Raw genomic sequence first — 20718 nt, 5'->3', positions numbered from 1 at the left:
GCCCCGCGGTCCATCCTACGGCCATGAGCAAGCGCGAGGCCCATCGTCCCGCAGAGGAGGCGAGCTCGGAGCGACCGACGCACGATCGGCTGGTGCGCGAGCAGGCGTTCGCGCTCGGGTTCGACGTCGTCGGCGTCGCGCGCGCGGACGAGCCGATCGGGGTCGAGCACGCGCGGTATCTCGAGTTCATCGAGCGGGGCATGCACGGGGAGATGGGCTACCTCGCGGAGTACGCGGAGCAGCGGCGCCGGGTGGACACCGGCGCGATCCTCGAGGGGGCGCGCTCGGTCGTGTGCGTCGGCCGCAGGTATGCTCGGCCCAAGGACAGCGAGGAGCGCGACCCTTCGCTCGCGCAGATCATCGCGCGGTACGCGCGCGGCCAGGACTATCACAACCACCTGAAGCGCCGGCTGCGGCGGCTCGCGTCGTTCATCCGGTCGCTCGCGCCGTCCGTCCTCGCGCGGCCGCTCTGCGACGTCGAGCCGGTGATGGAGCGCGTCTGGGCGGTGCGCGCCGGCCTCGGCTTCGTCGGCAAGAACGGGCTGCTCATCACGCCGGGGCAGGGGAGCTACCAGCTGCTCGGCGAGGTGGTGACCACCCTGCCGCTCGTCCCCGACGTGCCCATCGCAGAGCGCTGCGGCTCGTGCACGCGCTGCCTCGACGCGTGCCCAACGCAGGCGTTCGATGCGCCCTTCGTGCTCGATCCGCGGCGCTGCGTCGCGTACCTGACGATCGAGCAGCGAAGCGCGCCCGCCGAGGAGCTGCGGCCCGGCATGGGAGAGCACCTCTTCGGCTGCGACGTGTGCCAGGAGGTCTGCCCGTTCAACAGGACCGCGCCGCCGCCCCTCGATCGCACCGCGCCGTTCCATCCGCTCGCACGATGGGAAGCGCGCGACGTCGACGATCTCACGTCGCTGGATGAGCAAGAGTTCGACGCGCTGACCGTCGGGACGCCGGTGCGGCGCGCGCGGCGCGGCGGGCTCGCCAGAAACGCGACCATCGTCGCTGCGAACCGGCTCGCGCGCGGAGCGGAAGGCGAGGCCGCGGCGAGCGCGAAGCGCGCGCTCGCCGTGGCGCTCACCCATGACGACCCCTCCGTGCGCGCCGTCGCCGCGTGGGGCATGCGCCGCGCGGGCTGCGGTGAGTCGACGAGCCCGGACGCGGCGGAGCCTGCCGGGTCGCTCGAGGATCCCGGTGCAGGTTGAGGCGCAGAGAGCGTCGAGGTCGTTCGTCGCGCCGAGGCGCGGCGGCGCTCGGGCGCCCTTCGCGGGCGGCCGATGATCCGCTACGGTGTCCGCCGGCAAGACGCCGCGCGCACGAGCAAGAACGTGGATCTCCCCCCCAGGCTCCGAGCGCTCCTCGACGATCTGCGCCGGCACGACTCCGTCCTCTGGCGGCGCGCGGTCGACGCCGGGGTGACCTACGGCCCAGATCTCCTCGTCCGGCACAGCCCCGCGCTGTTCGGCCTCGTCTGCGGGGCCGTGCTGCCGGAGCACCGGCGGGCCGTGCGCAGGAACCTGCGGCTGGCGCTCGGCGAGCGGGGGGCGCTCGACGAGTACCGCGACGTCGCCCGCGTGTTCATCAACTTCGCCAGCTGCCTCACCGACGCGTTCATCGCGGGCAGCAGCCGGTCCGAGCGGCTCACCGGCCTGTGCGTGAACGACGAGCACTTCACGAGCGCGTTCCGGCGCGGCCGCGGCGTGATCGTCGTCACGGCGCACACCGGCGGATGGCAGGCCGCCGCGCCGCTGCTGCGCTCGGTGCACGCGGCCGACGTGCTGATCGTGATGCAGCGCGAGCGCGACAGCCGGGCGCAGGCCATCCAGGACGGCGCGCGCGATCGGGTCGGCGTGCGGATGCAGCACGTGGATGACGATCCGCTCGCGGTGCTCCCGCTGCTTGCGCACCTGCGGCGGCAAGGCGTCGTGGCTATCCAGATCGATCGCCTCCCGTCCGGGATGCGCGGGCGCGATGTCGAGCTCTTTGGGATGCCCTGGCGCGTCCCGGAGGGGCCGCTCCAGCTCGCCGCGGTGAGCGGCGCGCCGATCGTCCCGGTGTTCACCCGGCGGACCGACTTCATGAAGTACGAGATCTGCATCGCGCCGCCCATCTCGCTGCCCAGGCGGCCAGGACCGTCCGAGCTCGACGTCGCGGCGCGGCAGATCACGGCGGAGATGGAGCGCTTTCTGCGGGAGAACCCGACGCAGTGGTTCCACTTCGAATAAATCAAGGACTTTGAGCCTTGAATGAGAAATCACGCCGCGGTCGGCCACGCGCTGCATCGGCGCGCAACCTGGGTTAAGAGTCCGCGCTGATGGCCCGCCTCCTCGTCGGACTGCCCTCGCTCAAGGGGGATATCCAGAAGTACAAAGATCGCTTCGATCTGGTCGAGCTCCGTCCGATCGATACGTCGCTGCCCCGCGCGACCACGCTGCGCAAGTGGCGCAAAGCGGTGCCGCCGGGCTTCGTCTTCAGCGTGGTGCTGCCGCGCGTGGTCGGCGAGCTCGCGGCCGGGAACGAACTCGACGAAGCGCTCTCGACCTCGCTCGAGGTGGCGGCCGTGCTCGAGGCCCGGTGCGTCGTGCTCCAGACGCCGCCGTCGCTGCGCCCGACGGCGAGCAACCGCAAGAAGGTCGCGGCGCTCTTCGAGCGTCTGCCCGCCGAAGGGGTCGTGCGCTGCTGGGAGCCCTCCGGGATGTGGGAGCGCGACGACATCGTCGCGACCGCGCGCATCGCGAAGGTCATCCCGGTGCTCGACGTCGCGCGCGACGCGCCGCCGCCCGGGCCGATCGTCTACACACGGCTGCGCGCGCTCGGGAAGTCGTCGTCGATGGGAGCGGCCGCGCTCGAGCGCGTCGCGGATCGCCTGCGCGGACGGCGTGAGGTGTTCCTGGTCGTCGAGGGCGACCGCGCGCCACAGATCAAGTCCCAGCTCGCCGCGTCGCTCGCGCGCAAGCCCGATCGCTCAACATCGTCCGCCGTGGTAAGGCCTACCATGCCTATGCCGAACACCCTCGTCGCCGAGGACGAGGAGCAGTGATCCGCGGCGCGGCGGCCACGGCGAGTGACGCATTCGCGGCTTCGGCCGCCCGGGCCGCGCTCGAGTCGTCCGGCAGCGCGATCGATGCGATCATCGCCGGCTTCTTCGCCGCAGCCGGCGAGCAGCCCGACGTGCTGCTCGCGCCCACCGTCGCGCTTGCGGCAGGCGTCGGCGTTGGCGCGCGGGCCTTCGATGGACGGGCGATCCAGCCCGGGCGCGGCGCGCCGCGCCCGCGCGGGTTCGTCGACGGGCAAAGCGTGCCGGAGGCCGCGCGCGTCGCGGTTCCGCGCTCGCTCGGGATGCTGGTCCTGCTGCACGGCTACCTCGGGCGCGCGCGCCTCCGCGAGCTGGTTCGGGCCGGCGTGGCCGCAGCCGAGCGCGCGGGCGCGAGCGGGCGCGCCGAGCTGCTCCGCGAGGTCGGCTCGCTCGGCGCGATAGCGCTCCGGTCGCGCGACGTGGAGCGGGCGCTGCTGGCCGTGGGCGGGCCGGTCGCCGGTGGGACCCTGACCGCCGAAGACCTCGCCGAGGCGGTCCCGGCCGAGGTGGAGGCCGCGTCGACCACGATCGCGGAGGGCGCGACAGCGCTCCAGGCGCCGTGGCCGGTCGGGGACCTGGTGCGACCCGCGGACGCCATCGTCGCCTGCGATGGATGGGGTACGGTGGCCGCGCTGGCCTACGCGCGTACCGACGATGGGATCACCGTGCCCGAGCTCGACATCGTGCTCGGCCGCGACGCCGTCCCGGTGCGCCGCGGAATCACGCGCCTCGCCCCAGGCACGCCCCTGCCGGCGGCGGCGCCGATCGCGATCCTCCAGCGCAGCGCCTTCGCCGCCGCGATCGCGGTGACCGGCAGGCCCAAGCTGGACGTGACCGCCCTCGGCGCGCTCCTCCGCGGCAACGCGCTCGAGGCGGCCCTCCACGACGTCCGCACGCAGCTGAGCGCCGACGGCGCGCTCGCCGTCCTGCGCGACGACCGCGACGCGCGTGCGGTCAACCTCGCGGCCGGATTCATGGCAGGGGCACGGACGCCGCCAGCAGAGGGCTGAGGCGACGCCGACGCAGGCTGGCCGAGATCGGCCGAAGCCGACGCAGGGGAGCCGAGCGAGCAGCCGAAGCGGGCGCGAGAGGCCGGCGATCCGTCAAAGCCGGCACGGAGAGGCCGGGCGGGTTCGGCTAGCCGGAGAGCCTGCGCGGGCCGTCGAAAGGCGTTGTGGGCGGAGCGCTGCTGGCCCGAAGCGGCAGCCGTACCTCCAGCGGGTGCGTCAGCGCGGAGGCCATGGCGGTGGTCTACGAGAAGCGATCAAACCGCCAAAACACCAAGGACACCACGAAGAGGAACTCTCGGTCCTCCTGGTGTCCTTGGCATCCTGGCGGTTTTCTCGTCCGGGTCGCTATCCGCTGGCTCGCTGTTCCAGACGCGACCGAGCGCCGCTCCAGCTAGAGCGTGACGCCGTAGCGCTTCGCGTAGGCAACGACGCCGATCTTGTCGATCGTACGGATGTCACGCGTCGTGAGGTTGAGCTTCACGAAGCGGTTGAGCTCGGGGACCCAGACGCGCCGGGCCTGGATATTCACGAGCTGCCAGCGCTTCGTCTTGATGTTGGAGTGGGAGACATTCTGCGCCAGAAGCTTCCGCTTCCCAGTGATGTCGCTCTTCGCCATGACGTCCTCGGTTGGAAGGGGGACCGGACTCGGTACCCGATCCTGTATCGAACAAGCTGGCCGGGCGCACGCCCTGCACGGGGGAGCAGGGGGGCTCGGGAGCGCGGGAAAGTGAAGGAAGCCGGGGGACATGTCAAGCGTCCACCGGGGGTACTTCGTCGCAATGCACCGGAATCGCCCGCGGAGGGGTCGGGACCGCCCGCAGAGCTAGGTCAGCCACTCGCCGCCCGAGGGCGGTCGCCGGTCCCGGCCATCCTTGTCGTTGTCGTTGTCGGGGCGGTGCAGATCGATACGCCGGGCGTCGGCGGCAAGACGCCAGGCCAGGATCTGGAACAGGCCAAGGCTCGTGATCGCAGACGTCGCGGCGAACGCCAGGCCTGCGGAGAGCACGCTGACGAGATCGCGGGGCGAGAAGGCGCTGAGCTGGGTGAGCCTGCCGACGACAAGGTCGGCCGTGAAGGCAAGCACCACCGCGACCGCAAGGGATGAACCGGCGCCCGTCGTCTCCGACCCCATGAAGCCGGTGAGGCTCGACAGCACCGCCAGGATCACCATCAGGGCGCCGAGCTGGCCCAGGTGCGGATCGAGCAAGGCGAGCTGCGCGACGGCATGCCCGAACGAGGGGAGCGCGACAAGGAACGCGACGACGAGCAGCCAGCGGGCGCCGGTGTACGCCCTGTAGCGGGACCGGAAGACGAGCGCCGCCGGGAGCGCTATCGCCGCCCCAGCCCGGGCAGCGCCCCAGCCGACCGCAGGACCGGCGCTCTGGAGGCCGATGACGGTCGCGATCGTCCCCAGCACCACCATGGCGACGGCGCGCTGCCTGTAGCTCACCGACGTGAGCGCGGTGAACAGCGTGACGATGCCCAGAACGAACGCAGGCGGCCCCGCGACCACGCCGTCCGGGCGGAGCCCCGCGACCGACAGGCCACCGAACAGAAGGAAGCTCACGCCCACCACGGCGCACCAGACCCGCGCCGCGTCCTGCGCCGGACGCATCGGCGCCAGGTCCTCCATGAGCGCCTCGGACGCGAGCAGCGGCTTTGTGACATGCTCGCGCGCGCTCGGGGGCGTCTCCTCGTGCGAGATGGCCGGGCTCGACCCGGAGAGCCGCTCGGCCGGCGCGGCGCCGGATGGCGCCGCAGGAGGCCCTGCCGGGGGCGGTTCGGCCGGGCTGTCGCCGCCTGCGGCGCCCTCCGGCTGGGCTGGTGCTGCCTTGTCCCGTTCGGCGATCGCGCGACGACTCGCTGGCGGGCGGTCGCGGTTCGCCTCTCCGTAAGGCTTTTCCATGGATGGAGCTGGATCAGATCTCACGGGCGTCGATGGGGTTGCTGCGGAGCTGACCAAGCAGCTCGGCCGAGGTGAGCCGCGCGACCAGGGTGCGCCCGAAGTTTCGCACGGTAGTGAATCCTTGCCCATCCATGGCGAGGGATTGCTCGTCCATGTACAGCCGGCGTGCAATCTCGATCTGCACGGCGTGGACAGCACGGCGCGGTTGGCCGTAATGCGCGGTGCTGAACCCCCCCTTGTAGGGGTCGTCATGACGCACGGAGAAGTGGCAGGCGCGCGCGTGCTGATCGACGGCGTCGATCACCGCGCTCGCGGCGGTCGTCCGTCCGCGCGTGCCGGGGACGATGTCGGCTCGGCCGACCGCGCCCTCGGCATGGCCGCGGCGGCTCTGGCTCGGCATCGAGTGGGCGCAGAGGAGGATCGCGAAGCCAAAGCGCTCGCGCTTGCGGGCGAGGATCGCGCTGAGGGTAAGGTGGTAGGGGCGATAGAAGAGGTCGAGCCGGCGCTCGACCTCCCGCCTCGGAAGTCGAGCGCCAAGGATGGGCTCGCCGTCGGTGGTCACGCGCCAGATGAGCCCCCTCGGGAACGGCGCCCGGCCGCCGCCCTCGACCGCGTCGCCGTCGCAGTCGGACTCGCTGCGGTTGAGATCGACGACCAGCCGGCTCATCCGCGAGAACAGGAGGGTCGCTCCCTCGGCCGGAGCGTCCTGGAAGAGCGCGTCCACGTAGAGATCGGCGTCGCGCCCGATGCTGCGCGCAGGCGCGATGGTCCAGGACAGCGACTCGGGATCCATGTGGACCCCCGCGTGCGGTACTTCGACGAGGACCGGGCTTTCCGCTCCGCGGGGCTCGACGACCTCGATGGCTGACACCACGAGGCCCACTGTGACGCATTCCGCGTCCGGCTGGAACCAGGACGGGGAGGTTCCCGACCGGAAGGTAAGGACGACGTGTCGCCGTCCGGGGCACCCTGGGGGCACCTGCTCCGCCCGGCTTTCTGGCGTACTTGGCGGGTTCCGCAGTAGCGTTGGCTGTGGACCTCGCGACCTGGGTGGACGCATACCTGGACCACCTCCGCGTCGAGCGGGCTCTGGCGCCCCTGACGCTCGAGGCGTACGGGCACGATCTCGCCAAGCTCGTCGCCCATGCGGAGGCGACCGGGATCTCGACCGTCGACGGCGTCGACCAGGCGCTGATCGGCACCTACCTTGTCGCGCTCGGTCAGGCGGGTATCAGCGCGAGCTCGGCGGCTCGCCACCTCTCTGCGGTCCGCGGGTTCATGCGCTTCCTGCTCCGCGAGCGCCGGATCGAGCGGGATCCATGCGCGCTGATCGAGCGACCCAGGGTCGGGCGGCGGCTGCCCAAGGTGCTCTCGTTCGACGAGATCGCGCTCCTCATCGAGGCGCCCGAGCAGGGGAGCTTCAAGGGGCTGCGCGATCGCGCGATGCTCCACGTGATGTACGCAGCCGGCCTGCGCGTCAGCGAGGTGGTGTGCCTCAAGGTCGCCGACATCGAGCGGCGCAAGGGGATCGTGACGGCGCTCGGCAAGGGCGGGAAGCGGCGGCTCGTGCCGCTCGGCGAGCCGGCGCTCGCGGCCATCGACGCGTACCTGGAGGCGCGCGCCACGCACCCGCGCAGCGCAGCGACGCAGGTGCTGTTCCTGTCCCCCCGCGGCGGGCCGCTCACCCGGCAGGCGGTGTGGAAGCTCCTCGGGGGATACGCGCGCGCCGTGGGGATCGGCAAGCCGAGCTCGCCGCACAAGCTCCGCCACTCCTTCGCAACGCACCTGCTCGAAGGGGGCGCGGATCTCCGGAGCGTCCAGGCGCTCCTCGGCCACGCGAACGTGGTGACGACCGAGATCTACACGCACCTCGCCGACGATCATGTGCGCGCCGCGTACCGACGGGCGCACCCTCGCGCGTGAGCGCGCGGACCGCGGCTACTTGCAGCGCTTGAGGAACTTACCGCAAGGCTTGTTCGTGGCCTGCCCCGCGGGCTGAGCGGGCGCCGGGGGGATCTGGGTGAGCTGGAACTCCTGCACGAGCGGCGTGCCGGCCTTGACGACGATGCTCATGCTCCGCGGGAAGTAGCCGGCGCGCTTGACGCTGACCTTGTGCACTCCCGGCTTGAGCCCGAGCTCGACCTCAGGGGCTCCGGTCGCCTTGCCATCGACGGTGATCTCCTCGCACGCGACGGGCTTGCAGGAGATCTTCACGAGCGGGTCGGTCGCCGCGCCCGCGTCGGTCGCCGCGCCTGCGTCGGTCGAGGCGCCTGCATCGATCGGGGGCGCGATCGCCGGGGCTCCGGCATCGGCCGCCTGCGCGCTCGCGGTCGGCTCGGGCAGCGCGGGCGCGGCCGTCGGCACGGGGGCCATGGAGGAAGCTGTCGTCGATGCGGCGGGGCTCGGCTGCGGCTCTTCCCTGCGATCCATGACGTACCACGCGGCGGCCGTGCCCCCGACGAGCAGCACCGCAGCGATGCCCACCGTCAGGGAAGCCGCCTTGCCCCAGGGCGACCGCGGCGCGCTGACCGCGGTCAGCACCGCGCCGGCGCTCCGAGGGGATGCGGCAGCAGCGCTGTGGGCCGCAGGAGACGGCGCCTGCCCGCGGTTCGCGTCAGCGAAAGGGGGCGGCGGCTGCGGTGAAGAGGACAGGGCCGGCGAGGGCGAAAACGGCGCGGGTGGCGGCGGCGGCGAGGGTGAAAAAGGCGAGGGGGCCAGCTGCGTCGACGCCGCAAAAGGCGAGGGGGCCAGCTGCGTCGATGCCGCAAAAGGCGAGGAGGCCAGCTGCGTCGACGCCGCAAAAGGCGAGGAGGCCAGCTGCGTCGCGTCGACCGCCGGCCGAGGCGCGGGCGCGCCCGCCGCGGGGACGGCGTGGGCCGGCGGCCCGGGCGCCTCGTTCGCCGAGGGGGACAGGGCGAGCGTCGAGCCCACCTCGATCGCCGCGGCCGAGAAGCCGCTGAGCATGGCCGCGAGCTCGCTCGCGGAGCGGAAACGATCGCGCGGATCGTGCGCCAGCGCGCGCGCGAAGGCGGCGTCCAGCACGGGGCTCACCGGGACGCCGAGCTCCGCGGCGCGCGCCGACGCCGACAGGCGCGGCGCCATGAGCTCGCGCTGCCAGGCCGGCACGTCCACCTGACCCTGGCAGGATCGCCAGTACGAGCGGCCGGTGAGCGCGAAGAAGGCGACGAGCGCCGCGGAGAAGATGTCGGCGGCGGCGCCCGCGGGGGCGCCCGCCTGCAGCTGCTCGGGCGCGAGCCACGGGGCGGAGAGGACGTAGCCCTCCGACGTCGGCAGCAGGCTCCGCGCGACGGACGGCCCGAAATCGGTGACCTTCACGCTGCCCGGAGCGCTCGGGTCGATGAACAGGTTCGTCGGCTTGAGGCCGTGATGGGGCACCTCGCGCGCGTGCGCCGCGTCGAGCACCGCCGCGAGCGAGCGGAGCATCGCCCCGACCTCCTCGAAGCTCATGGGCCGGCGCAGCGCGAGCTCCGCGAGCGACGGGACGTGGATCATGTCCGTCACCGTGAAGGGCGCGGCCGTCCCCGGGTCGTAGCCGGCCTCGAGGATGTGCGCGACGAGCTCGTGCGGCATCCTGTTCGTCTCGGCCACGTACCGCTGCAGGTGCTGCATCGCGTCCGGCCGCTGGCCGATGGCCGGCGCGTACAGCTTGAGGGCGACGTCGCGCGCCTGCGCCGTCACCGCGCGGAAGGTGGCCGTCGCGCCCCCGTAGCCGAGGAGCGAGCGGACGGAGAACCTCCCCGCGACGACGCTGCCCGGCGCGACGTTCGGTGCCGTCACGAGATCACTCCCCCGCGACCGAGATCGACTCGATCGACTGCAGGATGGTCGCGTCGGCGCCGGAGTTGTCGTCGTCCGGCACGAAGCCGAGCCCGATCACGACCTCCCCGTCCTTGCCGGCGTCGGCGAAGATCAGCAGCGGGCCCTTCCGGGTCCCGCGCGCGGCGCCCTCCCTCTGCCACAGGCCGATCTTCCGTCCGGCGATCTCCTTGACGTCGTCGGGCTTCTTCCAGCTCACCTTCTTCTTGGGCAGCGTGACGTTGATCTCGAGCGCCAGCGCCTCGAGCGCGGCGTCGCGCTTGTCGGCCGCCTGCTTGCCCTCGCCCGTATCGACCTGCGCCGTCGCGAGGGCAGGGCCCTCGTCCGCGGCCTGCGCGATCGTGGCGCTCTCCGCCTGGGCGTAGGTCCAGCCCTTCGCGGGCGTGAGCACGAGCGAGCTCCCGGCGATCTTCGCCCGGGTCGACTCCTCTGCCTGGCACTGCTCGTCGAGCGCCTTGCAGGGCTTCGGGGCAGGAGGGGGCGGAGGCTCAGGCGCCGCGGTCACGACCGGCGCCGGCGTTACGGGTTGCGGTGGAGGCGGCGAGCTGCACGCCGTGGCGAGCGCCGCCGCAGCGCTCAGCGCCAGGGTGGGCCATCGTCGGAAGATCATTGCGCACGAGCGTTGCAGGACCGGCCCCGGGACGGCAAGTAAAGAGCGATGCCGGGGGGGCAGCTTGCGCCGCGGGACGCGGCCGGCGCCCCGTGGAACGGCGAGCGCGCCGGGGGGCTGCCCCGGCGCGCTCGCGAGGCGCAGCGGCTACTTGACGACGGCGCCGACGTCCTGTTCGACCTGCTCCGCGACGCCCACGGGCACCTTGCCGTAGAGGCGGGTGCGCTCCGTGACCAGGAAGTAGTCGGGCTTGCCGCTCGCCCCGGGAGGCCCCTTCACGAGCTCGATGAAGCCGATGTCGCCCGAGCGGCCGGTGTACTCGATGCGCGCCACGACCTCCTTCTGCTCCGGGGCAACGGCCACGTACTCCGTGGGGCGGAGGCGGTCGAGCTTGCTCATCCAGTTGCCGACGGTCTCGTCGTTCTGCTCGGGGCTCGCTGGATCGGCCCAGAACTTCTTGCCCTCATCGCCGCTGCGCACGAGCTCGCGGCGCTTGTCGCCCGCGATGACGCGCGCCCGGGTGAGATCGACGTCCTTCCACTCGTGCAGCTCCCGCTCCATGAGCCGCGACTCCGCGGTCTCGAGATCGCGGTAGACGTCGCCCTTGATGGCGTACACCTCGCCGGTGGCCTCGTCGCGCGCGTAGCGGTCCGCGCCGCCCGGGGTCGCGCCGCCGACGACCAGCTTGCGCTCTCCGCCGCGCAGCTTGACGGTGATCGTGCCCTCCGGCTCGGCCAGGCCGAACTCGCCGGCGCGGTCGTCCGCGACGCGGCCGATGGAGCGCAGCGCCTTCAGCGGCGCGATCGTCTCGGCGAGCTTGTTGCCGCCGCTCACCGAGACGAACGTCGTCGTCTTGACCGTCGGCTCCGGCTCCGCGGGCGGGTCCTCGTGCGGCTCGTCGCCGTGGTCCGCGTGGGCGTCGTCCTTCGGCTTGTTGGCCGCGGGCGTCGTCCTGCGCTCGGCTGTGCCGACGAAGTAACGGCCGTCCTTGTCCTTCTTCGCCTCGAGGACGACCGTCTTCGACTTGCCCTCGAAGGTGATGCGCTCGACGTCCTCGGCGCGGCCGGCCCAGACGGTCACGTCCGCGACCGAGAGCGCGGCGGCCGTCTTGTCGCGCGTCCAGACGACGACCGCGAACAAGGTCGCGACGACAAGAAGACCGAGGTGCACGAAAAAGCTGCGATCCAACCTCATGCGCGCCTCCCGCTCGCGCGCCGCCCGCGGCGCGTGATGAAGAGCCCGAGCCCCAGCACCATGGCCGGCGCCACGAGGATCGTGGCCCAGAACCAGACCTGGTCCTTCTCCTTCGTGTGCTCGATCCGGACGTCCTCGTTCGTCGTGATCTCCCCGGCGAAGCTCTCCTCGCCGCCGAGCCACCGGAACGCGTCGAGCGCGAGCACGATGTTGGGCTCGTTCCTGAATGCTGCGTCGCTGAACACGTCGGCGTCGGCGACGACGAACGCGCGCAGCTCCTTCTTGTCCTTGCCGTCACCGCCGCCGGGCGCGAGCTCCTTCGAGACCGCCGCGGCGAGGTTGTAGGCGCTCCGCTTCTCGCTCCCGTCGTCGAACTTGAAGTTGCCGTTCGCGTCGGCGAACGTCTCGCCCAGCGAGCGGACGACGAAGTCGATCTTCAGGTCGCCGCCCTCGACCTTGTCGAGCGACGACGCGCCCGGGAAGATCGTCGGCGCCTGCTGCGCGTGGCGGCTCAAGGTCGAGACCGAGGCGTGCGAGGAGTACCGCGTCGAGACCAGCATCGCGTGGTCCGAGTCGTTGAAGCGCCGCCGCACGTGGACCCGATCGTTCGCCAGCACCTCGGGCTTCCACGTGAGGCCCACGGCGCCGGCGAGCGGCGACAGGTCGACCTTCGCCTCCGGATCGAGCGCGAGCAGGAGGTGCCCGCCGCCGTCGGCGTACCGCTTGAGCGCCGCGACCTCCTCCGGCAGGAACTCCTTCTGCGGGCCGAGCACGATGACGACGCCCGCGTCCTTCGGGAGCTCGCTGCCGAGCCCCTGGGCGAGCCCGAGATCCTTGATGGCGTAGTTCTGGGACTCGAGCAGCTTGCGGAGGTTCTTGGCCGTCCGCCCCTCGGCGGCGGTGGTCGCCTCGTTCATCTCGCCGTGGCCGACCGTCAAGTAGGCGGTGCGCTGCGCGCGGATCACCTTGAGCAGCGCCTTCTGGAAGTCGGCGTCGAGGCTCTTCAGCTTGGCGCCCGCGGTCTTGATGTCGGCGCCGATGGTGAGCGTCTCGCGCGAGGTGTCGCGCGAGAGCACGATCACGCCGTCCTGCGTGACCTTCGCCTCCTTGGCGAGCGCGGGGACGAGCAGCCGGTCCTGCATCTCCACGGTGATCTGCGGCGACGCCGCCTTCACCTCGCGCAGGTAGCCCTCGACATCGGCGCCCACCTCGCTCTGCTGCGGGAAGAAGGCCGTGAGCTTGAGCGGCTCGGTCAGGCTCTCGGCGACGCGCTTCGTCGAGTCGCCGGGGCGGGCCGTGCGGTAGTACGAGAAGTCCGCCTTGAGATCGAGCTGGCTCGCCGCGTACACGAAGAGCGCCGAGTAGACCGCCGCGAACGCGAGCGTCACGCCCGAGAGCGTCGCGGCGCGCACCCGCCGGCCCTCGATGCGCTCGGCGCGCCGCATCGGCGCGAGCGCCGCCTCGCCGAAGAACAGCGGCACCGTCGCGATGACGAGCAGCGCGATCCATCCGACCATCGTGGCCGCGTCGATGCGCGCGCGCAGCTCGGGCGCGGCCTGCGAGACGCCGAGCAGGTCGCGCCCCGCGTCGGTCGTCGTGAAGTAGGCCGCCACCGCGACGACCCCGAGCGCCGACAGGATCGCGAGCGAGCGCTCGACGACGCGGCGCTCGCCCGTCTCGCGCACGGCCGTCGCGAAGCGCAGCGCGGTGACGAGGACGAGCGTCAGGAGCCCGAGCCCCGACAGCGCGTAGCGGAGCCCCTCGATCGTGGGCACCACGCGCTCGCCCAGGAAGATGGCGAGGAGCGCGCCCCCGTACGCCGGCACCATCCAGCCCCCGGCGCTCAGCGCGGGCGCCCCGGGCTGCGCGGCGGGCGCCGGCTGGCCAGCCGGCGGGGCGTCTTGCTCCGATCCCGGCGCAGGCGCGGCGGCGCGCTGCGCGGCGCTCGCCTCCTCGCCCCTGATCTCGGCCTCGTCGGCCTGGGTCTTCTGGTCCTTCACCGCCACCTCCGTGCCCTGAGGGTGTGGGTCGCGGCGAGCAGGAAGAAGTACGCGACCGCGACGTAGTACAGGACGTTCTCCAGCCGGAGCACGCCGTTCAGGAACGGCTTCTGGTTGAGCGGGTAGAGGTTCAGCGCGCTCACGAAGTCGTTGAGCGGCGGCGCCGTCACGCGCGCGACAAGGAACAGGAAGCCGAGCGTCCCGAGGATCGCCGCCCCGAGGATGACCGCGATGACCTGGCTCGCCGCGAGCGTCGAGGCGAAGAGCCCGATCGCGAGCGACGCGGCGCCGAGCAGCAGCACCCCGGAGTAGCCGACCAGGATGTGCCCGACGGACACCTTGCCGTTCACGAAGATCATCAGCGGCATGTAGATCGTGATCGCGGTCATCACCCCGACCAGCGCGAGCGCGGCGAGGAACTTGCCGACGATGATCTCGCCGTCACGCACGGGCGCCGTCCTCAGCAGGATGAGCGTCCCGCTCTCGCGCTCGCCGGCGATGAGCCGCATCGAGAGGATGAGCGCCGCGACCATGGTGATGAACGCCGTGCCGTCGAAGAACTTGAGCAGCACCTCCGCCGACAGCCGCGCGCCCGAGCCGAGCGCCGCGACCTGGAAGTAGATGCCGTCGATGAGCAACGCCGCGGCGGCGACGACGTACCCGAGCGGTGACCTCAGGTACGCGGACAGCTCCCGCCGCGCGACGAGCAATGTCCCTCTCATGTTTCGCCCTCGCCTTCCTCCGCCTGCTCTTCAGCAGGGGCCTTCTTCGCCTGGCCGCCGGCCCTCGCCCCGTCGGCGGCGGCGGGCCTCCCCTTCGTCGCGTGCGGCGCGCGCGTGGCGAGCCGCAGGAACACCGACTCGAGCTCGCGCTCGCTCCGCTTCACCTCGAGGAGGCCGATCCCCGCCTGCACGAGCTCGGCGCACAGCGCCGCCCGCACGTCGCGATCGGCCTCGACCGCGAAGCTCACGACGTCGCTCCCCGGCTCGGTCGTGGCGAGCTGCTCGACGGACGTGACCCCCTCGACCTCGCGGGCGAGCTCGAGCGCCCGCGCCGCCTCGCCGCGCGTCACGCGGTAGCCGGCGCCCTCGGCCGCGGGGCCGCGCACCGTGAGCTCGATCCGGACGCCGTGGAGGAGCTTCGCCGAGAGCTCCTGCTCGGTCCCCTGCGCGCCGATCTCGCCGTCGCGGATGACGAGGATGCGATCGCACGTCTCGCTGATCTCGGAGAGGATGTGGCTCGAGAGCACGATGGTGTGCTCGCCGCGCAGGCTCCGGAGCAGGGAGCGCATCTCGACGATCTGCACCGGATCCAGCCCGCTGATCGGCTCGTCGAGGACGAGCAGCCGCGGCTTGTGCACGATCGCCTGGGCGATGCCGACGCGCTGCTTGTAGCCGTGCGACAGCGCGCTGATGGGATCGGCGGCGACGTCCTCGAGCTGCGTCACCGCGAGCGTCTCGGCCACGCGCTTGTCGGCGGCGCCGGGCTCGACGCCGCGCAGGCGCGCCGCGAAGTGGAGGAAGGCGCGCACGCTCATCTCCTCGTAGAGCGGCGGCCGATCGGGGAGATATCCGATGCGGGACCGCACCTCGTGCGGGTGGTCGACGACATCCAGCCCATCCACGAGGACCCGGCCTGCGGATGGCAGGAGGTCGCAGGCGAGGATCCGGAGCGTCGTCGTCTTGCCGGCGCCGTTCAGGCCGAGCAGCCCGACGATCTCGCCTGTTTCGATGGAGAACGACAGGGGCCCGATGGCCTTCCGGTCGCCGTAATACTTATATAGGTCGCTGATTTCGATCACGGCCGTGCACCCCTCCGCGCAGGGAAGAAGCTCTCCGCGCCGGCGAATCGGACGCCGCTGAGCGCGACGGTCCTGGCGCCAGCGGCCCCTTACAACAGCGGGTGACGGAAATCATTCCCCACGCGGCGTCAGCGGGGTCGTCCTCCGGAGGACAACAGCCCATCCGCCAGACGCGATCGACCGGGACATGTGGCGGAGGCGGTGAGCAGAGCGACCGGGACGTGCAGGATCTCAGCGTCCGGCGAGGAGATTGGCGCCCGGCGACGATGGAATCGCCGGCGTCCGGCGACGATGGGCGACCGGAGGCGAGCCGGCGGCGCGCTCGACCCGCCGTCAGCAATGCTCGGCGATGATCGCCCAGCAGGCGTCCGCGAACTCGCGGTAGGTGGAGCGCTCGAGCGTCGCCTGCTTCACCGGCATCACGTCCTTGTGCTCCGCGAGCATCGGGCGCAGCGCGCCCTCGATGTCCGCGCTCGTCTCGATCCACAGGAACTCCTCGATGCCGTCGGTGATCTGGCCGCGGATGAGCCGCGGCACCTCGCTCAGCCGGACCTTCTTCGGGCTCCGCCGCGCGATCGATGAGGCGATCTGCTCGGCGTGCGCGGGCCAGCGCTTGAGCGCCTGGTGGAACGTCGAGCCGACGAGCCTCAGGATCTGCTGCGCGAGCCTCGCCACGCGCGGGCGCTGCACGCGCTCCTCGTTCTCCGCCACCATCGCCAGGTAGTCGTCGGACAGGAGCTTGCGCAGGTCGCTCGTGAGGATCTGCTGCGACTCGGGCGTCATCCGCAGATCCGCGATGTGCGCGAGGGAGATGTCCCGCAGCATGGTCAGCCGCGCCGTCAACGCGCCGGTCGGGGTCGTGTCGAGGATCTCGGCGAGCGGGTCGATCAGGCGGCGGCCGAACGTCGTGAGGATGTGATCGAGGATCCGCTTCTGGTGCTGCTTGTGGCCGAGCACGGACAGCGCGCGGGCGATGTGCGCCTTGCTCGGGGCGTCGACGAGGATCTCCAGGGGCTGGCCCTGCGGCTTCCCCTCGTACATGCGCAGCGACGCGAACATCTCGCGGAAGGCGTCCGCCGCGGCCGCCCCCTCGCCCGACTCGCCGTAGACGCGGATGACGAGCCCCGAATCGGGGCCGGCGTCGAACAGGCGCCGGAGCTCTTCCCGGATGTCCTCGTCCGTGACGAGCGGCCCCGGGGGGAGCGACTTCCCGCGTGGATCCATGGATGTCCAGCCTACGGCAAAGTGCGGTCCACCTGAACCTCTGTGCCCAAGAGAAGCCGAGATAGCGAGCGCCGGGGACGCCCTTGTGGCGCGCTCGCTTCGCCGGGTACCCTCCACCGGTCGTTCCCGTCACATCCCGTGCGGGAGGCGCGGGCATGGGAGCATGTATGGACGACGGTGCGAACCCGGCTCATCGGATGAAGGGGAATGGCGTGGCCGGCGCGCTCAGCGCGCGCGGCGAGGCCCGGGCGGAGGTGCACGTCGCCTCCGGGGACATGCTCGATGTGCGCCAGTTCGCGGTCTCCGACCGCATGTCGGCGCTCTTCGAGGTGCGTGTCGTCGCCGTGTCGGACAACCCGGACATCGATTTCGAGGCCGTCATCGGCCGGCCGATGCGCTTCGCCGCGCACAGCGACAAGGTCCGCGCGTGGTCCGGCATCTGCAGCCACCTCCGGCAGATCGCCGTCGAGGAGCGCCACCTCTCCACGTACGAGCTCACGCTCGTCCCGGCGCTGTGGCTCGCCACGCAGCGGCGCAACCACCGGATCTTCCAGCACATGTCCGAGATCGACATCGCCCAGAAGCTCCTCGAGGAGTGGGAGATCTCCCCGGCGCTGCGCCTCACCGGGAGCTACAGGAAGCGCAAGTACCGCGTCCAGTACGGCGAGAGCGACTACACGTTCCTCTGCCGCATGCTCGAGGACGCGGGGGTGAGCTTCTATTTCGAGAGCGGCGGCGACAGCCAGCTCGTCCTCGACGACGGACCGCACGGCAACCCCCGTCGCCGCCCGATCGCGTTCCGCGACCACCCGACCGACGCCGACAGGGAGCACGTCACCGCGGTGCACGTCGCCCGCCGGCTGCGCCCGGGCAAGTACACGGTCCGCGACCACGACACCCGGCGACCGGCGTCGTACGAGCTCGCGGCGAGCGCCTCCGGCCCAGGCGGCGTCGAGGAGCGGCTCGAGCGGTTCCACTACGTGCCCGGGGCGTTCCTGTTCGAGAGCGACCGGGGTGAGAGCACGCCTGCCGCCGATGACAAGGGCAAGTACCGCGCGGACGAGTCCGAGGGGGCCGCGCTCGCGCGGCGGCGGCTCGACGCGAAGCGCGCCTCGGCCCGCGAGATCACCTTCGAGACAAGCGCGATCGATCTCGCGCCGGGCACCGTCCTCTCGTTCCTCGACCATCCGAAGGCCGAGCTCGGCCCGGACAGGGCGCTCCTCGTCCTCGAGTCGACGCTCACGGGAGAGATCCCGGGCGGCTTCCGGCACGCGTGCCGGGGCGTGACCGCGGACGCCCCGTACCGCCCGCCGCTCGGCACGCCGAAGCCGCGCGTCCAGGGGGTCGAGTGCGCCACCGTGGTCGGCGCGCCCGGCCAGGAGATCCACGTCGATGAGTTCGGCCGCGTGCGCGTGCAGTTCCACTGGGACCGCGAGGGCCAGATGAACGACGGGTCGTCGTGCTGGATCCACGTGAGCCAGCCGTGGAGCGGCGCCGGCTTCGGCGGCACCAGCCTGCCGCGCGTCGGCCAGGAGGTGATCGTCGACTTCCTGGGCGCCGATCCCGACCGCCCGATCATCACGGGCCGGGTGTACACGAACCTCCAGAAGACGCCGTACAAGCTCCCCGCGAACAAGACGCAGAGCGGCTGGAAGAGCAGCTCGTCGCCCGAGACCGGCGGCTACAACGAGATCATGTTCGAGGACGCGGCAGGCCAGGAGCTCGTCCGGATGCAGGCGGAGCGCGACCTGCACAAGACCGTCAAGCGCGACGAAGAGGTCACCGTCGGCAACGATCGCGTGAGCGCGATCGGACACAACGAGGATCAGACCGTCGGCAACGACTTCGCGAAGCAGGTGATGAACAACGCGCGCGAGGTGGTCGGAATGAACCGATCGCGCGCCGTGGGCAACAACGAGACGGTGGAGATCGGCAGCGTGCAGGCGACCCGGGTCGGGGACAGGGTCGAGATCGTCTGCGGCAAGTCGAGCATCGTGCTCGAGAAGTCGGGCAAGATCGTGATCTCGGGGACCGACATCACGGTCCACTCGAGCGGCCACACGCAGGTCTACGGCGATCCGATCGACCTCAACTAGTCGTCCTCTCTAGGCCTCCGCCGCCCTGCGCATCGCCGCGCGCACCTCCTGGGCCGCGCTCGGATCCTTCACGATCCTCTCCAGCCACACGCGCCGGAGCCGGAGCAGCACGCCGTCGGGCAGGCCGAGCTCCGCGCGCGTCTGGGCCTCGTTCCCGCGCTCGGACGCGATCACGAGCCGGGCGTACTCGTCCGCCGTGATCGGCCCTCGCTCGGCCTCCAGCGCCGCGATGTACGCCGCGTCGTACGACGAGAGCAGCCGCCTCTTTCCGCGCCCCACGTCGGCGCGGATCGCGTCGAGCCAGTGCGCGTGCAGCGCCTCCCATGTGTCCGTCGAGAGCGCCTCCGCCGCGAGGATCGCGTCCAGCGTTTCGGGGCGCTTCGCGAGCCGCGCCGCGATCGCCGCGCATCGCGCGAGGGGGTACGCATCGACCGGCAAGGTCGGCTCTGACGGCCCCTCGGCGGGACGCTTCTCGGGGACAGCCGCGGGATGTCGCTCGGCGACGGCGGCGTCGGGCGCGGTCGCCGCCGCCCGGACGGGCTCCGCGACGTGCATCGCCGCGAGCCGCGCCGGCAGCGGGAGCGGCGCCGGCGGCGCCGGCGGCGCGCGCGGCGTCGGCGGCTCTTCCTCCGGCTCGTGCTCGTGCGGCGCGAGCGAGCGACCGGGGGATCGCTCCGGCGGGAGCGCGTGGAACGGGAGCGCCGGCCTCGGGAGCACCGCGGCGGGCACGACGGTCTGCGCGGGATCCTCCTCGACGGGGCGCGACGACGGGGGCGCCGGCGGGAAGCGCGGCTCCGCTGGCGGGAAGCGCGGCTCCGCCGGCGGGAAGCGCGGGTTGGCCGCGTCCGGCGCGGCTCCGGCGGGCGGCTCCGGGGCGAGCTGCGCGGCGGCCTGCAGGAACGGGAGGACCGAGGAAGGCCTCGACGAGAGCGGGGCCATCATCGTGCCCGTGAGGCTCGGCGCGAGCTCGCCCTGGCTGACGAGCACGACCCCCTCGCCCGGAGGGCGATCGAGCATGAGCTGCCCACGCCAGACGAGCGCCGCGACGCCGTGATCGGCGTCGATGACGAGCGTGTCGCACCGGAGGGGGACGCGCTGCTCGACGCCGTTGAGCGCCGCGATCGCGCTCGGCGCCGGCGCGAGGAGGCGCGTCGCGAGCCGCGGGAAGCGCGGGTGCAGGTGCTCGAGCACGAGCTGCTCCGTGCCCGTGAGCTCGTTCGTCACCTGATCGAGCGGCGCGACGTTGAAGTACCCGGCGTCGATGCCCTCGGGCAGCGCTCGTTCGGTCCAGCGCGCGTGATCCCAGCCTGCCGCGTGCCGGCGCAGGCGCTGCGCCCGGTCGGGCCACTCCGGCCGGAGCGGGCCGAAGCCGGCGGGCCCGAGGAGACCGTGCCGGATCGCGGTCGACGACGCCATCGGCAGGAGGTTCGGCGCGCGCGCTCGCCCCCAGCCATCGGCGAGCGCGCCGCTGCCCGTCGGCACGCCGACCGGGTTCGAGCTGAGCGGACCTCCCGCGGCGCGCTCCCAGCGGAGCGGCACGCGCGTGAAGGGCGCGGGCTCGCCGAGCGAGCCGTCCGGCGCGAAGCACGAGTCGCCGCGGACCTCGATCGCCTTGTCGATGTCGCCGACGGAGAGCCGCGCGATGAGCGACGTCACCGCGCCGCCCTCGGGCGCGTGCGCGTGGCCGACGACGAGCACCTCACCCCACCGCTTGAACGGGGCGACCGGGCCCCACGGCTCGACGAACCGCCGCTCGTCCCCCTCGTCTTCCAGCGGGGCCGCGGGGCCGCTCGTGATCGGCGACTCGAACGGCGCGAGCTCGAACAGCGCATGGCACGCGACGGTGAGCACCCACGCGTCGGGTCCGGGGCGCCATTCCAGCGAGCTGGCGCGTATCAGGCCTTGGCAGACGAGGTGCATCAGGAGAAGAACAGACGGGGAGCAGGTGAAGAACAGACGGGGAA

General features: G+C 72.3%; 17 protein-coding genes. 6 read left to right on the top strand and 11 right to left on the bottom strand.

Annotated elements, in window-relative coordinates:
* Positions 1 to 23: 23 nt before the first annotated feature.
* From queG to WME75_RS23515, 4 genes are all read left to right on the top strand, one after another.
* Positions 24 to 1205 carry a tRNA epoxyqueuosine(34) reductase QueG gene (gene queG / locus WME75_RS23530; RefSeq protein ID WP_437475491.1) on the top strand — a complete coding sequence of 394 codons (1182 nt, stop codon included), beginning with the start codon at positions 24 to 26 and terminating at the stop codon, positions 1203 to 1205.
* A gap of 72 nt (positions 1206 to 1277) precedes the next feature.
* Positions 1278 to 2225, top strand: a complete 948-nt coding sequence (locus WME75_RS23525) for a lysophospholipid acyltransferase family protein (protein WP_437475488.1) — start codon at positions 1278 to 1280, stop codon at positions 2223 to 2225.
* An 89-nt stretch (positions 2226 to 2314) separates the two neighbouring features.
* Positions 2315 to 3040, top strand: a complete 726-nt coding sequence (locus WME75_RS23520; RefSeq protein ID WP_437475485.1) for a DUF72 domain-containing protein — start codon at positions 2315 to 2317, stop codon at positions 3038 to 3040.
* The gene (locus WME75_RS23515; RefSeq protein WP_437475482.1) at positions 3037 to 4086 is read left to right on the top strand and encodes a hypothetical protein; all 1050 of its coding nucleotides are present in this window, start codon (positions 3037 to 3039) and stop codon (positions 4084 to 4086) included. The genes WME75_RS23520 and WME75_RS23515 overlap by 4 nt, the downstream gene beginning before the upstream one ends.
* 391 nt (positions 4087 to 4477) lie before the next feature.
* Here WME75_RS23515 and rpmB read toward each other — a convergent pair whose 3' ends face one another.
* From rpmB to WME75_RS23500, 3 genes are all read right to left on the bottom strand, one after another.
* A complete protein-coding gene (gene rpmB / locus WME75_RS23510; protein ID WP_437475479.1) occupies positions 4478 to 4702 on the bottom strand; it encodes a 50S ribosomal protein L28 in 225 nt (74 codons plus the stop codon).
* A gap of 207 nt (positions 4703 to 4909) precedes the next feature.
* Positions 4910 to 5992 (bottom strand): hypothetical protein, encoded by a 1083-nt coding sequence (locus WME75_RS23505; RefSeq protein ID WP_437475478.1) that lies wholly within the window; start codon positions 5990 to 5992, stop codon positions 4910 to 4912.
* A 13-nt stretch (positions 5993 to 6005) separates the two neighbouring features.
* Positions 6006 to 6866, bottom strand: a complete 861-nt coding sequence (locus WME75_RS23500; RefSeq protein WP_437475475.1) for an N-formylglutamate amidohydrolase — start codon at positions 6864 to 6866, stop codon at positions 6006 to 6008.
* A 158-nt stretch (positions 6867 to 7024) separates the two neighbouring features.
* On the opposite strand from WME75_RS23500, the gene xerD reads away from it, so the two are divergent.
* The gene (gene xerD, locus WME75_RS23495; protein WP_437494909.1) at positions 7025 to 7915 is read left to right on the top strand and encodes a site-specific tyrosine recombinase XerD; all 891 of its coding nucleotides are present in this window, start codon (positions 7025 to 7027) and stop codon (positions 7913 to 7915) included.
* 15 nt (positions 7916 to 7930) lie between these two features.
* Here the strand turns inward: xerD and WME75_RS23490 are convergent, their stop codons facing one another.
* From WME75_RS23490 to WME75_RS23460, 7 genes are all read right to left on the bottom strand, one after another.
* Positions 7931 to 9790, bottom strand: coding sequence for a serine/threonine protein kinase (locus WME75_RS23490; protein WP_437475472.1), 1860 nt, complete (start codon positions 9788 to 9790; stop codon positions 7931 to 7933).
* 4 nt (positions 9791 to 9794) lie between these two features.
* Entirely contained in the window at positions 9795 to 10439 is a 645-nt protein-coding gene (locus tag WME75_RS23485) for a hypothetical protein (protein ID WP_437475469.1), read from the bottom strand.
* 147 nt (positions 10440 to 10586) lie between these two features.
* Positions 10587 to 11633 (bottom strand): DUF4340 domain-containing protein, encoded by a 1047-nt coding sequence (locus WME75_RS23480; protein WP_437475466.1) that lies wholly within the window; start codon positions 11631 to 11633, stop codon positions 10587 to 10589.
* Positions 11630 to 13633, bottom strand: coding sequence for a Gldg family protein (locus WME75_RS23475; protein ID WP_437475463.1), 2004 nt, complete (start codon positions 13631 to 13633; stop codon positions 11630 to 11632). The genes WME75_RS23480 and WME75_RS23475 overlap by 4 nt, the downstream gene beginning before the upstream one ends.
* The gene (locus WME75_RS23470; protein WP_437475460.1) at positions 13630 to 14355 is read right to left on the bottom strand and encodes an ABC transporter permease; all 726 of its coding nucleotides are present in this window, start codon (positions 14353 to 14355) and stop codon (positions 13630 to 13632) included. The genes WME75_RS23475 and WME75_RS23470 overlap by 4 nt, the downstream gene beginning before the upstream one ends.
* On the bottom strand, positions 14352 to 15434 hold the full coding sequence (locus tag WME75_RS23465; RefSeq protein WP_437475457.1) for an ABC transporter ATP-binding protein: 1083 nt from the start codon (positions 15432 to 15434) through the stop codon (positions 14352 to 14354). The genes WME75_RS23470 and WME75_RS23465 overlap by 4 nt, the downstream gene beginning before the upstream one ends.
* A 333-nt stretch (positions 15435 to 15767) precedes the next feature.
* Entirely contained in the window at positions 15768 to 16658 is an 891-nt protein-coding gene (locus tag WME75_RS23460) for a hypothetical protein (protein WP_437475455.1), read from the bottom strand.
* Between the two features lie 212 nt (positions 16659 to 16870).
* Here WME75_RS23460 and WME75_RS23455 point away from each other — a divergent pair, with 212 nt between their 5' ends.
* Entirely contained in the window at positions 16871 to 18754 is a 1884-nt protein-coding gene (locus WME75_RS23455; RefSeq protein ID WP_437494722.1) for a type VI secretion system Vgr family protein, read from the top strand.
* A 9-nt stretch (positions 18755 to 18763) separates the two neighbouring features.
* Here the strand turns inward: WME75_RS23455 and WME75_RS23450 are convergent, their stop codons facing one another.
* Positions 18764 to 20674, bottom strand: a complete 1911-nt coding sequence (locus tag WME75_RS23450) for a DUF2169 family type VI secretion system accessory protein (protein ID WP_437494720.1) — start codon at positions 20672 to 20674, stop codon at positions 18764 to 18766.
* Positions 20675 to 20718 lie beyond the last annotated feature (44 nt).

It is taken from the genome of Sorangium sp. So ce1014 (assembly GCF_051521505.1).
Lineage (GTDB): Bacteria > Myxococcota_A > Polyangia > Polyangiales > Polyangiaceae > Sorangium.
Note: the sequence above shows the minus strand (reverse complement) of the source record. Positions and strands in the feature narration are given on the sequence as shown.

Bases quoted from the DNA above. Each gene is read 5' to 3' on its own strand.
- WME75_RS23520 (WP_437475485.1), top strand. From the start codon at position 2,315: ATGGCCCGCCTCCTCGTCGGACTGCCCTCGCTCAAGGGGGATATCCAG.
- rpmB (WP_437475479.1), bottom strand. From the start codon at position 4,702: ATGGCGAAGAGCGACATCACTGGGAAGCGGAAGCTTCTGGCGCAGAAT.
- WME75_RS23470 (WP_437475460.1), bottom strand. From the start codon at position 14,355: ATGAGAGGGACATTGCTCGTCGCGCGGCGGGAGCTGTCCGCGTACCTG.
- WME75_RS23525 (WP_437475488.1), top strand. From the start codon at position 1,278: ATGATCCGCTACGGTGTCCGCCGGCAAGACGCCGCGCGCACGAGCAAG.
- WME75_RS23450 (WP_437494720.1), bottom strand. From the start codon at position 20,674: ATGCACCTCGTCTGCCAAGGCCTGATACGCGCCAGCTCGCTGGAATGG.
- WME75_RS23460 (WP_437475455.1), bottom strand. From the start codon at position 16,658: ATGGATCCACGCGGGAAGTCGCTCCCCCCGGGGCCGCTCGTCACGGAC.
- WME75_RS23485 (WP_437475469.1), bottom strand. From the start codon at position 10,439: ATGATCTTCCGACGATGGCCCACCCTGGCGCTGAGCGCTGCGGCGGCG.
- WME75_RS23480 (WP_437475466.1), bottom strand. From the start codon at position 11,633: ATGAGGTTGGATCGCAGCTTTTTCGTGCACCTCGGTCTTCTTGTCGTC.
- queG (WP_437475491.1), top strand. From the start codon at position 24: ATGAGCAAGCGCGAGGCCCATCGTCCCGCAGAGGAGGCGAGCTCGGAG.
- WME75_RS23505 (WP_437475478.1), bottom strand. From the start codon at position 5,992: ATGGAAAAGCCTTACGGAGAGGCGAACCGCGACCGCCCGCCAGCGAGT.